Consider the following 14,069-nt stretch of genomic DNA (forward strand, 5'->3'; position numbering starts at 1 on the left):
CTTGAGCTTTAGAAGTTATATTGCTTTTTTACATAAATCATTTAAAGGGCAATGTTCACAGTCTGGTACTTTTTTACAATATAGCTTGCCAAGTAAAACAAGTAATGCATGATACTCTTTAAATTGGGAAACATCGTCTCTCAATGATCCGTAAAACAATTTTTGAGCTTTTGTATAATCTTTCTTGTTTTCTTTGATGTCATAACCTAGCCTTTTTAGGATTCTGAGAGTGTATAGGTCTATTACAAATACCGGTTTGTCTGCAGCATATAATATAATAGAGTCGGCCGTTTCTCTGCCTATCCCGTTAATTTTAATTAACTTTTCATAAAGATCTTCCTGTGATAAAAAAAGCTCAAGGTTTCCATTAAAATCGCGTATTATAATTTCTACAAAATTTTTAATTCTTCTTGCTTTTTGTCTATAAAAACCAGATGCTCTTATCTGTTCAGCCAAGTATTTATCACTGATTTTGAAAAGATTTTCAAGAGTCATCAAGTTTTTAGTTTTCAGATTTTTTATTACCTTCTCTACATTTTTCCACGAAGTATTCTGAGTTAGTATAGCACCTAATATCATCTCTAATTTAGAATCAGCTGGCCACCAATGTTGCTCTCCAAAATAGCTATAAAGTTTTTTATATATTATACTTAAATCTAGGCTTTCAGAGATCATTGTATTTTCAAGGATATTTTGTTAGCGATTTCATCTAAATTTGAGTTTTGTGGCATTATCGATATAAGAAAATGGCGATCTTTGTATGGTAACAACATCAAGAATCCTGATTCGGTATCTATAATTATCTTTTTTAAATTTTTATATTTTAGCTCATTGTTTGCGGTTATCGCCGCACCATAAATAGTAGCGCACATAATAGAGAAAGTATCTTTATTTAACTGCTCTGAGAGTACGGAATCTTCCATTGTACCATCCCTTCTAATAATAGCAACACCCGTCAAGTGCAATTCTTTCTTTAGATTCTCTAAATCCATACTGCATCAGCTTCCCTATATTCAATGATATAGATATTAGGTTTATAATATTTTCTGTTATTTCGATGGCAGAAATAAACGTTAAATCAATTGTTATTTAACATTAAATTCATACGTATTACAATGCATTTGTAATAGATTTTCTTTAAAAGTACGTATCTTCTACATTTTAATATCTTAGAAATCAGCCATTTTCAGGAACTTTTTACCTGTAACTATATAAACGTGATCTAATGGTTTATTTCTACCCATAATGTTATTTATCTGTTAACAAGTGAAAATTTAAAATTACAAATGCCATTCATTACAAAACATTTTTTATTTTCAATATTTTATTTTTTTCTGAATATTAACAGTTGTGTTTTGACCTTTTTTATGCATAGATCACCATTATTAGAAAATATTATATCTATAAAATGCATTTCCCCTTTATGATAACTCCAAAAAACGTTCCGGATATTTTAGGCAAAAGAATATTACTAGATGGCTATGATTTGGTCCTTGACTTAGAGAAAAGCAAGGGTGTATGGCTTTATGATTCTGCGCATAGCAAGAACATCTTAGATTTCTTTGGTTTTTTTGCAACTTCCCCACTAGGTATGAATCACCCGAAAATGTTTGAGCCAGAATTCTTAAAAGAGTTGAACCGAGCTGCATTAAACAAAATTGTAAATAGTGATATATATACTGTCGAAATGGCAGAATTTGTAGACGCACTCTCTAAAACTGCACCAGATTACATGAAATATTTCTTCTTTGTAGAAGGCGGTGCTTTAGCTGTCGAAAACGCACTAAAAACCTCTTTTGATTGGAAAGTAAGAAAGAATTTTGAAAAAGGATATAAAAAAGAGGTCGGTCAAAAAATTATGCATTTAAAGGAAGCTTTCCATGGTAGAACTGGATATACTATGTCTTTAACTAATACTTTTGATCCCAAAAAAACACAATATTTCCCAAAGTTTTCTTGGCCACGCGTTACTAATCCAAAAATTAAGTTTCCATTAAATGAAAAGAATTTGAGAGAAGTAATAGAGTTAGAGAAAAAGAGCTTGGATGAGATGCAACATGAAATAGATGCAAATAAAGATGATATCGCAGCATTTATTATGGAACCTATTCAGGGCGAGGGCGGAGATAACCATTTTAGAAAAGAATATTTTGAAGCGGTCAGGAAAATAACCTCTGATAACGATATACTATTCATAGTTGATGAAGTTCAAAGCGGGTTGGGTATTACTGGAAAATGGTGGGCACATGAACATTTTAATGTTAAGCCAGATATCATTGCATTTGGTAAAAAAACACAAGTTTGTGGTATAATGGTCGGGCCTAAAGTAGACGAGGTAAAAGATAACGTATTTCATGTGTCAAGCAGAATAAACTCTACATGGGGCGGTAATATTGTTGATATGGTTCGTGCAAGAAGATATATCGAGATTATGATTGAAGATAATATATTGAAAAACGTTGAAAAAGTAGGTGCATATTTCATAAAATCTTTGCAGGATTTGCAGGACAAGTATCCACAGTATTTGAGCAATACAAGAGGCAGAGGCTTGATGGTTTCTGTAGACCTTAAAGACTCGAAAACCAGAGATAGCTACTCTAAAATTCTATTTAAAAATAACTTATTAACACTCATCAGCGGTGAAAAAGGTATTAGATTTAGACCTCCGTTAATTCTTGAACCAGATCATGTTAATAAGGCGATTGAAATTTTGGAAAAATCTCTCAAAGAGCTTTAACCCTTTTTAATCTCTCTTTTTTTCTTTGTAATGCTTCTTCAAATCTTTTATTTTCAGCATCATTTTTTAATATTAACCTAGGCACTGGTGTTGGTCTTCCGTGCTCATCAATCGCAACATATGTTAAATATGCAGTGCAAGCAATAGCTTTAGTTCCATCTGCTCTTTTTTCCGTAAATACATCAACCTGTATTTCCATAGAAGTAGTGCCTACATAGTTTATCCAGGCTTTCATTATAACACTATCTCCAAGCGTTATAGGTTCAATAAAACTAAGATTGTCGATATTGGCTGTTACTACATTTTTGCGGCAATGTCTTATTGCAACAAGGCCTGCCAACTTATCGATCCATTCTACAAGTCTGCCTCCAAAAAGATTTCCATAAATATTAGTATCTGCTGGTAATACTGAATAAACAGATTCTGCTCGGGAATCATCAACATATTTTCCATTATCTGATGTCATGGATTTATAATAATAAGCAATACTACTAAAAGTTTTCTTATATGATTATGAGGGCTCGTTGTTTCATGATCCATATATTGAGACTTGAGAACTCTAAAAAACTTGGCATTAAATTTACAGAGCTAATTAAGTGAGCTTTTTAGTGTTAATGAAAAACAGATCTAAAATTTCGATGAGTACTAAGCACTTTAACTGGAATAATGGATATTCTGATAAGTTATCCGAATAAATACACATTCATGGCTGTTCTGAGTCACCTAATAAGTATAATATCTTGGATCCAATAGTAATTATTACTCTTGATAATTATGACTTTTTGCCGGTAAAGAAGTAAAAGCCAGATGTTTTAACGAGAATTAGACGTTTAGCAATTTAAAAAAATTAAAATAGAAGTGTTTGATAATAAAGCCACTATACAAGTATCCAGTGTAAAGTACCAAAGACGAAATATTGGCTAAGAGCACTTGAATACACAAAGAACTGACTGTAAAAGATGGACACGCAATCCTTAAGAGAGGATAGAAGGTCAGATTTATGCGTTGTTAGAAAATAGTCAGAATAAAATACTTATGTTTTTAAAGTGAATAGAGGTTAGACCCATCCAACACGGTCTATTTCTCTTTCTTTTTTTGTTTTTTTCTTGTATTCTTTATAATGTTCTTTGCATAAGTGTGCTCTTTTTTCTCCTTCTTTCAAATTGAATATTTTCATTGCTTTATCTTTTCCTACTGTTTTGTAAGATTCTTCATTGCATCCGGAAACACTACATGTTTTTGTTTCTGCCATAATATTTACCTCAACAAAGTTACATTATGTTGTAATATGTGAACTACCCCTCAGCTAAAGCATCGGAGCTTCCTGCTTCAACGACCGCTCTCTGCTAGTACGGATATGTTCCCTACTTGCAGGATGTCGCGATCTCTGCAGGCGTGAATTCGGATTACATTCACCCTACTGTGCTGGTTATTTTTATCAGCAATGTTATATAACACGCAGATGTTTATAAACATTTTTATTGATTGCTATGCCGGTAATATAAGTTAGATTTTTAACAATTATTTCTAAAATGTAGCAAAAATTATCTAAAAAATAAGCAATGAGCATATAAAAGAGCAAAATATTCTCGCACTCAATTTCCGGCATGGTATTGAGGAAAATCAGTGCATCTTCTTTCTGAAGATCAGAGAATTACTGCTTCTCTCAAATTTCTAACAGCATTTAACTTTTTTATCCTCTTTCTTTGCAAAAATTGACCTTGAATTTCTGCAATACCTATTTATCTTTTATAAAAATGAAGATTACTGGGTTCATGTATAAATAAAGTACTAACATCTTTTCCAATCTGTCAAATAGGGCTTTTTGCTAAAAATTTAAAAAATACAAAATATAATTTTAACAATTTTTGTAATAAATATTTATATATTTGTTAATAATTATCATAATTATAATAATTAGAATAATGTGAAAAGCATGACTAATAAAGAAGTATCTGGAACTTATCACAACTGTCCGGAAGACTTTTTACAGGCAGTGGAGCTAGAAAATATGATTCTAGATATCTTTATAAACGGCCCAGAAAGATCTATGTTGGGCAGACAATCAATGATTATTGAACAGAACAATGTTATATAAGAAGGTGACAAAAATGGTTGAAAAAGTTGATGAAAATGTGGTCTTGCAGGAAGGCGGTAAAATAGATACAACGAAGCTTGTATCACAGTTTCAGAAGATTGTTGACAACAGATTTGCAAAATTCATTATGAAAAGAATGACCACGCCAAAAAAATTCGAGCATACTCTAGCTGTATTTGCAGGTGTTGAAAAACCTAATTCTGTAGGAGAAAAAATGGAAGTTAAAACCATAGAGGCAGCCTTGGGAAGAGCGTTAAAGACATTTGGCATAAATGATATGGCAGCGGTGAAAAATGCATTGAATGAACCTTTTGTCAGGAAGGGTGTTGCGTTAACGCTCAGGTCAGTAGCAAAGTACGGGCTGACGAGGCCACAGGTTTTCGAAGCACCTTTGCTCATAGTCTGGAACATTACTAAGCAATGTAATTTAAAATGTTTGCACTGCTATGCAAACGCTGGTCCTTACAAACATAAGGATGAATTGTCTTTAGAGGAAAAATTGAATGTGATAGACCAACTTGATGAAGCGGGAGTGACGATGATATCATTCTCTGGAGGAGAACCCTTGATCAGCCCAGATTTTTGGAAAGTAGCAGAGTATGCGTCAAAAAAAGGTATGTACACAACGATTGCTACAAATGGAACACTGCTGACAAAAGAGAATGTTGAAAGATTGAAAAACATTGGAATAAGATATGTGGAAGTAAGCCTTGATGCCCCGGAACCAAAGACGCACGATATGTTCAGAGGTGTGGAAGGAGCTTGGCAGAGAACAGTAGACGGTATAAAGAATGTAGTTCAATCAGGGGCATTCGATACTGCTATTGCAACCACGGCCACAAAATACAATATTGGTGAAATTCCTCAGATGATAGACATTGCAATAGAGCTAGGCGTGAAAAAGTTTATAGTGTTTAATTTTGTTCCCACAGGCAGAGGAAAGGATATAATTGCCGAGGATTTATCCCCCAAAGAGCGGTCTGATCTGTTGAATTATCTCTATGACAGATGGCAAGAAAAGAAAATTGACATATTTTCAACGAGTCCAACATATTCGCAAGTAGGTATTGAAAGGGTTCTTGCAGGAACTGGAAAAACGTATTCACCCACTCACTTTGCATCTGCAGATTATGGTGAAACAGGAGTTGGATTAGCAGAATTTATAGGTGGTTGCGGTGCAGGAAGGCTCTATGCGTCCATAGAAGACAATGGAGATATAGGTCCATGCGTATTTCTTCCGATAAAGGTTGGAAACATAAGGGAAAAGAGTTTTAAAGAGATATGGGAAAATTCTAAAGATCTTCAGCAATTAAGAAATAGGGATCTTTACGAAGAAAACTGCAAATCATGTGTGTTTAGAAATCCTTGCGGTGGATGTAGAGCAAGGGCATACGGCTACTTTGGCAATTATCTTGCACCGGATCCAGGCTGCACTTACAATCAAAAAATGTATGATGGGATAATGAAAGAAGTGTACGTTACTGCTGTTGGAGGAAAGAAATGAAAATACTTTTTGTTTCACCTCCAACGGATTCTGCAATAAAGAGTGTTATTGGCACTACAGGTCCGCCACTTGGGTTAGCATACCTTGCATCTGTGGCAAGATCAAAGAGTCATGATGCAAAAATTGTAGATTCGCTTGTGGAAAACCTTACTTTTGAAGAGCTCAGAAAAATTATGGAACAATATTCCCCAGATGTGATAGCCATTACATCTACAACTTCAATGATTCCGGATGCTTATGAAGTGGCAAAGATTGCAAAGGATATTTTCCATGGTACTGTAACAGTGATAGGCGGTCCGCATGTCACTTTTGTACCTGAACAGACATTGCAGGAAAGCCCTAACATTGATTATGTGGTTAAGGGTGAAGGGGAAATAGCTTTTTCAGGCATACTTGATATACTTGAAAAAAAGAAGGATCCTAAAGAGATAAGAGGTATTGCCTACAGGAAGGGAAATGGCATAATGAATAATCCACCGGAGACTCTTATAAGTGATGTAGACTCAATACCAGAACCTTCATGGGATTTACTGCCAATGGATAAATACGAGATAGACAATACCCAATTTGGAACAATAATGACTTCTAGAGGGTGCCCATATAACTGTATATTTTGCTCATCGTCATTGCAATTTGGAAAACAGTGGAGAGGGCATTCAGTTGAACGTGTAATTGACGAACTGAAAACTTTAAGATACAAATACAATAAAAAGGATATTGAGTTTCTTGACGATACGTTCACACTTAATATGAAGAGAGCTATTGAATTAACAGATAGGATTTACAAAGAGGGCATTGATATAAGGTGGTCTGCATCAGCGAGAGTGAACCTTTTCAATGAGGATATTGCAAAAAACATGAAAAAAGCGGGAGCGCATACAGTATACTTTGGAATTGAATCAGGATCTCAGAAAATTCTGGATTTCATTGGCAAAGGCATTACACTAGACCTTGCAAAATCGTCTGTAAGAAAGGCAAACAATGCTGAATTATATACGTTAGGATCTTTCATCATAGGTTTTCCGGATGATACCGTAAAAGACATAAAAACGACAATTAAGTTCTCGAAGGGCATTGGCGTAACCGTTGCGCAATTCACTATTGCCACACCATATCCAGGCACAAGGCTCTGGGATTATGTCATGGAGAATAAACTTCTACTAAGTATGAACTGGAGAAAATTTACAACATTATCGCCTGTGATGAAACTTCGGAATTTCACACCGGATCAGATACTCAAATGGCTATCTTGGGCATATCTATCATTTTATGTTCGTCCTCTTTATCTGATGAGGGATATAGCAAAAACGCATGGTTTTGTTTTTAAAAGGCTAATACCCTATGCAAAGAAGGCAATGAACCTTGATATTATGGGTGAGTAACTATGGAAAACAATGGAATTTTTGCTATAATGAAAAAATTAATGCAAGAGATGTGCCTAAGTGAGGCACCATGCACGATTTATTCTGTTCTAGCAATCTCAGAGAAGTCCATGAGCATAATGGAAATATCTGAGAAAACTGGTTATTCTCTACCAATGATCTATTCTTCTATTAGAGAATTGATCGAGAATAACCTTGTGGAGAAAATAAAGAATGGAAAGAACACTGAATATATTGCTAACATTAACTTTATAGAGGTATTCGAAAAACGAAGAAAAAAAATCATGGAAAAATTTATTGAGCCTCTTGCAAACATGGATTTGAAAAATTACCCACAGAATGTTAGAATAAGAGAAATAAAAGAATATGCAAATACTCTCTATGAATATTTCATAAAAATAAATAAGCTGAATAATAAGTGATTCATTTTAGAAAAAATAGATAAAGCTTATAATCACTAAGTTTTGAGCATCAGATAGATGTTAATATATAAACGTGGATGTTAACATAAATATAACATTAAATAATTATTTCTTAGTATAAAGATCACGATTAAATTGAATCTGGTCAATGAAATTTGACAATATCAAACATGAGAAAATTTAATAATGGTTTTAGACATTGTCTTAAATACTCATATTTGAATATCTCATCAGTAATAGGGTGAAAAAATGAAAACATATTCTGAAGCCGGAGTTAACATAGATAATAAGTCCATTTTTTTAGATTTGATGTTATCACAGATAAAATTTCACAGAGAGCAAAATATAATCCTTAAAGGACATTATACTGGGCTAGTTGATTTTGGAGAACATTATCTAGCTTTAAATACAGATGGAGTAGGCACTAAGATGATCGTTGCTGAAGAGGTAAAAAAGTTTGATACTGTAGGAATAGACTGTGTTGCAATGAACGTTAATGATACTATATGTGTAGGTGCTGAACCTTTAGCAATGGTTGATTACTTGATTATAAATAGATATGATAGCTGGATTGCAGAACAAATTGGTAAGGGCTTAAATAAAGGGTTAGAGCTTGCAAATATAGAGTTGGTTGGTGGAGAAACTGCAGTAATGCCAGATCTTGTAAACAATATAGATCTTTCAGGTACAGCTCTGGGAATCGTAAAAAAAGACAAACTGATATCTGGATCTGCGATCTCAGACGGAGATCTTATAATAGGCATAGAGAGTTCAGGCTTGCATTCTAATGGTTTTACGTTAGTAAGGAAACTTATAAAAGAGCATAATATATCTTACAACGAGAAAATTGGGGAAGCGAAACTTGACAGTCTGCTTTTAGAGCCAACCAGGATCTATGTAAAAGAGATATTAGAACTATTAAAAATCAGTGAAATACATGGGCTAGCAAATATTACTGGCGGAGGATTAAGAAATCTGATACGTTTAAAGAAAAAAAAGTTTATACTTGATAATTTAATTGAGCCTGCACCAATATTCCAGTTTATACAGAAAACTGGAGACATCTCCGATTTTGAGATGTACCAGACTTTTAATATGGGAATGGGTTTTGCTATAATCGTTCCAGAGCGAGACGCTGATACAGTTCTACAATACTTAAAACATAAGATTGATGCACAAATCGTTGGTTTCGTAGCTCCTGGTGAGCAGGTTTTTGTTCCTGAGCTTAAAATCAGCTATGAAAAATACTAATATCTTCAACGGTATATAGCACTTTATCAAATCCTTTAGATATATCTTCCAGATCATCAATAACGTATTTTAAAAGATCTCTCGATACGAATATAATTGTGTTCAATCCCTTATGCGCAGCCTCTATAGCAGATCTCGTAGTGCCAAACTCAAAATCGATATTTATCCCATATTTTTTTAATGTTACTAATGGAACTATTCCATACACACCTATTTTATCATGCTTGTACTTTAATACCGCATCGATAGATTTTTTATCGATTTTTTTAGTGCCTCCCTCATAAGAGTTTGGCAATGTGAAAATTTTGATAGCCCCCATCGATAATGATAATATACCTGATAGTGATCCTATAGAGAGATCTTCACCTTTTTTAGCGCTGTTTAATGCGGTTCCGGTGGATGAAGAGTCTTTGAGATAAGCATATATGTATCCTTTTTTCATGAACAACCCCACATGGCTATTTTTTTCAATATCTTCACCTGCAATAGCCTCGGTAATATTTATTATTTTTACCTCGTTTAGAAGCAGAGATATGTAATCTCTTAATTCTTCTGTTTTCTCTGAAATAAATAGAAATCCCTCTTTCTTTATTTTTAGCTCACTGTCTATATATCCCTCATTTTTTAGCTGTTTTAAATAGTCTGATACGCCCTGTATAGTTATGCCTATTGTATCTGCAAGATCTTTAATTTTCTTTTTTCCGTGAAGTATTTCTATCAGTATAAGCATTTTTGTGAGCTCTTTTTTCTCTCTTAATATCATGTTCTTTCACGGATATAAATATATTAATTAAATATTTTAAACTTTTTTAAAATTATCCCATTTTTGAATGAAGCCATACTATACTAGAAACTAACTGTTGAACTTTTAAACCTTAACTCTCTATTTTTTGCGGAATAGAATGATGAATATTTTTTCATGAATCGTTATGGAACCCTATATATTATAATTCCTGATAACATATTGATCACCAAAACATTAATAATATATATTACGTATATATAGAACATATGAATACTTTACCGATTGGGTTGCAAAGCAGAAGAGAAAAGGGATAGAGATTAGGAATTTTGGCGATCGATACAAATGCATTGTTTCAAGAGATCTAGATCAATGCCATTCAAAATTTTTTCAAACACAGGTGAATCATTTTGATTAGCAGGAGTAAGCAATGCTCCCATTGGTAGAGTGAAAGGATAAACAATTGCAGATAAATGTAATTTCAATTCTCTTTCATTCGCATTTCGTCTAACATATTTGCCAGATTCCTTAATTTTTGTTTTTATAAAGGTTGAATCTATTCCAAGGATGTTTAAAAATTTGCCTTATATATAAAAATTATGAGCCATTAGGTAAGGGTAGATCAAGGAACAGAATAATTCCACAAAGATCTGATAGGATCTATTTGTATTCAGTTTAGAGAGTTCAGATTTACTAACATTGTTGTTTATAGCAATATCAGATAGATCCAATTTGTTTATTGCTAATAAGATTAGGAAATTTGTGTTGAGGAGATTTTTTTTAGAGTGTTCATCAATCTTTGTCTGCTGTGAAATTTTTTTCACGAATTTCTCAATAAGTTTTCTAAAAATATTATCCATAGTAAGAATGTTATAAATTAGAGATGTTTAAAATCTGACGAGAGAAAGTGAAATATTTAAATATTAGAAACACGATTATAGTTATTTGACATTTTTATAAATAGATTTCGAAAAAAGGGGGATATAATATGAAAATCTTCAAAAAAATAAAAATGGAAGAAGCTATTTTGATAGAAAGAGTTGTTATGTTAGTTTTGTCAGCTGTTTCTTTTGCCCCTAATTCTTATGCAAGCAAATCTCTTACTTCTGTGCCAAATTATAATATTTCAACGGACATTAGCTCTAATTCAAATGTAAGTAATATATACAATAATTTTAACACTTCTCTTAACAATAATATAAACGCAACTATAAATATAGCAAAGCAGCATAATCTACCTTTTTATGTAGGAAATCTTACAACAAAGATTAAATCATCATTCAATGCGTTTTTGGCTATTGAGAATATATTAGGTAATACCAGTCTATATAACGATTTTTCGTGGGGAATAGAGCATATTTTTACTGATAATATAACTTTTGCAGAGTTCAGTATTACTTTCATCAATGGAAAAAATGAAACTATGTATACCTGGCAAGCGAATGAAAGTAAACCGTTTATATTAGAATTAAGCGTAAAGATTCTTCCAGTAAACCCAATAGAAACAACTATGACAACATACAATTGGTCTGGTTATGAAGTTTATGACCTTGATAATGAAGTAACTGCGGTATGTAGCCCTATTACTGTGCCAAAGATGCAACTTGCCAATTTAAGTCAGCAGTGGGGGTCTTGCGGAGGTGATGCTACTGGAGCTTGGGTTGGAATAAGTAATAAAGCAGGAGGATTTGTACAGCTTGCGCAAACTGGTTATAGCAATGTGGTATATCCATCAAATGACTTTATTCCTTATGCTCTTTTTTATGCCGTAATAGATAATAAGACTGTATTAACAAATTCATATTATCCTAATGTTCCAAGAGCTGGTATTGGTTACACATTCAGTTTTACTGTAACAAATAACGGGAAATCGTATACTTTTACAGCTCTTAATTTGAGTAATACAGCACAAAGCTATACAGTTACATACACTCCTAAGACGATTGATAAAACATATTATAGTGAGTTCATAGTTGAAGCACCGTATAGTCCTACGTTATCATGGTCCTATCCGCAGCTTCGACTTCCAGAATTTTCTTCACCAATTGATTTCACTTATCCAGAATTATATACCACTACTTGGTATTATGTCGGAAGTTTTTATCCTCAATATTGGAATGAGTACTTTTTAAACCAAACCAAAAACCCAAATTATCCTTATAACATTGATATTTTTAATTCTTGGAACACAAACACATATGCATATGACATGACTTGGAACGACTCTTTATTTTCTTTATATTCTCTTTCTTGAGGTGATGAAAATGAAAAAGTTAATGTTAATCTCAATAGTTCTAACGATTGTATTACTATTAATGCCTAGTAGTGTAGTTGTTGCAAAATCACCTACTAGCAATCAGATCCCAGCAGGGTATTTTAAAGGTGCTTATGCGGACTATAAAGAATTTCTAAATTTTTCAATTTTGCCTAATGGTACCTATCCAAATTGGACTTTTCCGATATATTATCAGAATTACACAATAACTTCTATAAACGCAAGCGAATTTTCACTTCACTTTATTTTTAGTTATATAAACAATTATAATATCACTCCAATTAAGTACATAACACAAGGTAATGAAACTATATTGTTACCTAGTATGTTGGCAGTGTCTCTTAATGAAACTTCTACTTTTTCAAATACTTTGGGACCAGTAGTTACTTCTATACCTTCTCCTCCACCATTTTTAAATACTTCAACCTTAACATTGTATAATAGGGGATATAATAGTGGAAAAGAACTAAATAATACCACTGTGTATTCAAATCAACAATATACAGGTCCTCTTGGTTCTTTTAAAGTGGATATTGTAAAGTATTCTATAAATTGGATACTTGGGAAACCAGCTATTGGGTCAGAATATAAAAATGAAACATGGGTCTATGATAGTTATACAGGTATAGAGATAAATTATACTTACACAATGAATCTTAGTGAGTTGTGGAAAGATGGCTACTCAAATATGAGCTCTTACACTGAATTGATAAACACGAATATGCCTCTATCTGATGATACACCTAATTATCTATTAATAGGCATTGTTTCGGTTGTTATTGCAGTGCCGATAATTGTTATAGCGATAGATAGAAAAAAGATCTTTAAATCAAAGAATAAAATTAAAGGCTAAGAAAATGACTAAACGAAATAAATTATTACAATTTATGGAGATTTCAATAGCACTTTTGTTTGTGCTATCTGCATTTTCAGTGATGGCATATGGCAATCTAATTCCAAACCAGATTAGTTCTTTGAGCTCACAGGCAAGTTTTAACTATAGGATCTTAAATTCTAAAGCCTCTGACAACAGTATAAATACTGTCAATAGCTTTGCTACCTCTACAGTAAATGTTGGTAATAGTCCTGAGGGAGTGGCATACGACTCTGCGAGCAATACTATCTATGTTGCAAATACTGGTTCAAACAATGTGTCAGTGATCTCTGGATCTACAAATCATGTTATCGCAACAGTATATGTTAGTTCTGCTCCCTATGCAGTAGCATACGATCCTACGAACAATTCGATCTATGTTGCAGATTCTAGTTCAGGAAGTATTACTATTATATCTGGAGCAACAACTAATTATCTCTTAATTGGCATAATCATAGTAATAGTGGTAATACTCGCTGTGCTAGTTAGTGTTCTGGTAATGAGAAGAGGTAAGAAAAAAGGTGGAGCTAAAGAATGGCAAGAGCCACCAAAAGAAAAACCTGAAGAAGAAAAGAAATAAATTCTAATTTTTTTATTAATTATTTACGATATTATAATCTATTGTATTCGATTACTAAATATAATCAAATCCTGTAATCCGCACTAGAGCATATATTTTTTGTAAAGTTATTTTTCAGAACAGTCTCTAAAACAGTGTGCATTGCCAAGATTTAAAATAAAATTTTAAATAGAATGAACAGATTAATATCAATATGATAGCTAA

Annotated in this window: 14 protein-coding genes; 9 read left to right on the forward strand and 5 right to left on the reverse strand. The window is 32.9% G+C overall.

What is annotated here, in order from left to right; all coding sequences use genetic code 11:
* Nucleotides 1–15: 15 nt before the first annotated feature.
* Nucleotides 16–675 carry a hypothetical protein gene (locus QXQ25_03230; GenBank protein ID MEM0160720.1) on the reverse strand — a complete coding sequence of 220 codons (660 nt, stop codon included), beginning with the start codon at nt 673–675 and terminating at the stop codon, nt 16–18.
* On the reverse strand, nt 672–992 hold the full coding sequence (locus QXQ25_03235) for a roadblock/LC7 domain-containing protein (GenBank protein MEM0160721.1): 321 nt from the start codon (nt 990–992) through the stop codon (nt 672–674). Before QXQ25_03235 ends, QXQ25_03230 begins: the two co-directional genes overlap by 4 nt.
* 431 nt (nt 993–1,423) lie before the next feature.
* Here QXQ25_03235 and lat point away from each other — a divergent pair, with 431 nt between their 5' ends.
* Nucleotides 1,424–2,737, forward strand: coding sequence for an L-lysine 6-transaminase (gene lat / locus QXQ25_03240; protein ID MEM0160722.1), 1,314 nt, complete (start codon nt 1,424–1,426; stop codon nt 2,735–2,737).
* On the opposite strand, the gene QXQ25_03245 is transcribed toward lat, so the two are convergent.
* Entirely contained in the window at nt 2,724–3,203 is a 480-nt protein-coding gene (locus QXQ25_03245) for an acyl-CoA thioesterase (GenBank protein ID MEM0160723.1), read from the reverse strand. The two genes, lat and QXQ25_03245, sit on opposite strands and share 14 nt — an antisense overlap.
* A 591-nt stretch (nt 3,204–3,794) precedes the next feature.
* On the reverse strand, nt 3,795–3,989 hold the full coding sequence (locus QXQ25_03250; protein MEM0160724.1) for a hypothetical protein: 195 nt from the start codon (nt 3,987–3,989) through the stop codon (nt 3,795–3,797).
* 684 nt (nt 3,990–4,673) lie between these two features.
* On the opposite strand from QXQ25_03250, the gene QXQ25_03255 reads away from it, so the two are divergent.
* The 5 genes from QXQ25_03255 (at nt 4,674) to purM (ending at nt 9,394) form a co-directional block, all read left to right on the forward strand.
* A complete protein-coding gene (locus tag QXQ25_03255; protein MEM0160725.1) occupies nt 4,674–4,835 on the forward strand; it encodes a hypothetical protein in 162 nt (53 codons plus the stop codon).
* Between the two features lie 13 nt (nt 4,836–4,848).
* Nucleotides 4,849–6,339: a radical SAM protein gene (locus QXQ25_03260; protein ID MEM0160726.1), complete on the forward strand. Its 1,491-nt coding sequence runs from the start codon at nt 4,849–4,851 to the stop codon at nt 6,337–6,339.
* Nucleotides 6,336–7,721, forward strand: a complete 1,386-nt coding sequence (locus QXQ25_03265) for a radical SAM protein (GenBank protein MEM0160727.1) — start codon at nt 6,336–6,338, stop codon at nt 7,719–7,721. Before QXQ25_03260 ends, QXQ25_03265 begins: the two co-directional genes overlap by 4 nt.
* A gap of 2 nt (nt 7,722–7,723) precedes the next feature.
* Nucleotides 7,724–8,143, forward strand: coding sequence for a helix-turn-helix domain-containing protein (locus QXQ25_03270; protein ID MEM0160728.1), 420 nt, complete (start codon nt 7,724–7,726; stop codon nt 8,141–8,143).
* Between the two features lie 249 nt (nt 8,144–8,392).
* Nucleotides 8,393–9,394: a phosphoribosylformylglycinamidine cyclo-ligase gene (gene purM / locus QXQ25_03275; protein MEM0160729.1), complete on the forward strand. Its 1,002-nt coding sequence runs from the start codon at nt 8,393–8,395 to the stop codon at nt 9,392–9,394.
* Here the strand turns inward: purM and QXQ25_03280 are convergent.
* Complete coding sequence (locus QXQ25_03280) at nt 9,375–10,157, reverse strand: winged helix-turn-helix transcriptional regulator (GenBank protein ID MEM0160730.1); 783 nt, start codon at nt 10,155–10,157, stop codon at nt 9,375–9,377. The genes purM and QXQ25_03280 overlap by 20 nt on opposite strands.
* Before the next feature lie 967 nt (nt 10,158–11,124).
* On the opposite strand from QXQ25_03280, the gene QXQ25_03285 reads away from it, so the two are divergent.
* Genes QXQ25_03285 through QXQ25_03295 form a run of 3 tightly spaced genes read left to right on the forward strand, consistent with a single transcriptional unit; the run spans nt 11,125 to nt 13,865 of the window.
* Nucleotides 11,125–12,390, forward strand: coding sequence for a G1 family glutamic endopeptidase (locus QXQ25_03285; protein ID MEM0160731.1), 1,266 nt, complete (start codon nt 11,125–11,127; stop codon nt 12,388–12,390).
* 10 nt (nt 12,391–12,400) lie between these two features.
* Nucleotides 12,401–13,264, forward strand: coding sequence for a hypothetical protein (locus QXQ25_03290; GenBank protein MEM0160732.1), 864 nt, complete (start codon nt 12,401–12,403; stop codon nt 13,262–13,264).
* A gap of 34 nt (nt 13,265–13,298) precedes the next feature.
* The gene (locus tag QXQ25_03295) at nt 13,299–13,865 is read left to right on the forward strand and encodes a hypothetical protein (GenBank protein ID MEM0160733.1); all 567 of its coding nucleotides are present in this window, start codon (nt 13,299–13,301) and stop codon (nt 13,863–13,865) included.
* Nucleotides 13,866–14,069: the final 204 nt, after the last annotated feature.

The organism is Thermoplasmata archaeon, assembly GCA_038729465.1.
Taxonomy (GTDB): domain Archaea; phylum Thermoplasmatota; class Thermoplasmata; order Thermoplasmatales; family ARK-15; genus JAVRLB01.

Coding starts and splice junctions, on each gene's coding strand:
- QXQ25_03230 (MEM0160720.1), bottom strand. CDS start 675: ATGATCTCTGAAAGCCTAGATTTAAGTATAATATATAAAAAACTTTAT.
- QXQ25_03235 (MEM0160721.1), bottom strand. CDS start 992: ATGGATTTAGAGAATCTAAAGAAAGAATTGCACTTGACGGGTGTTGCT.
- lat (MEM0160722.1), top strand. CDS start 1,424: ATGATAACTCCAAAAAACGTTCCGGATATTTTAGGCAAAAGAATATTA.
- QXQ25_03245 (MEM0160723.1), bottom strand. CDS start 3,203: ATGACATCAGATAATGGAAAATATGTTGATGATTCCCGAGCAGAATCT.
- QXQ25_03250 (MEM0160724.1), bottom strand. CDS start 3,989: ATGGCAGAAACAAAAACATGTAGTGTTTCCGGATGCAATGAAGAATCT.
- QXQ25_03255 (MEM0160725.1), top strand. CDS start 4,674: ATGACTAATAAAGAAGTATCTGGAACTTATCACAACTGTCCGGAAGAC.
- QXQ25_03260 (MEM0160726.1), top strand. CDS start 4,849: ATGGTTGAAAAAGTTGATGAAAATGTGGTCTTGCAGGAAGGCGGTAAA.
- QXQ25_03265 (MEM0160727.1), top strand. CDS start 6,336: ATGAAAATACTTTTTGTTTCACCTCCAACGGATTCTGCAATAAAGAGT.
- QXQ25_03270 (MEM0160728.1), top strand. CDS start 7,724: ATGGAAAACAATGGAATTTTTGCTATAATGAAAAAATTAATGCAAGAG.
- purM (MEM0160729.1), top strand. CDS start 8,393: ATGAAAACATATTCTGAAGCCGGAGTTAACATAGATAATAAGTCCATT.
- QXQ25_03280 (MEM0160730.1), bottom strand. CDS start 10,157: ATGATATTAAGAGAGAAAAAAGAGCTCACAAAAATGCTTATACTGATA.
- QXQ25_03285 (MEM0160731.1), top strand. CDS start 11,125: ATGAAAATCTTCAAAAAAATAAAAATGGAAGAAGCTATTTTGATAGAA.
- QXQ25_03290 (MEM0160732.1), top strand. CDS start 12,401: ATGAAAAAGTTAATGTTAATCTCAATAGTTCTAACGATTGTATTACTA.
- QXQ25_03295 (MEM0160733.1), top strand. CDS start 13,299: ATGGAGATTTCAATAGCACTTTTGTTTGTGCTATCTGCATTTTCAGTG.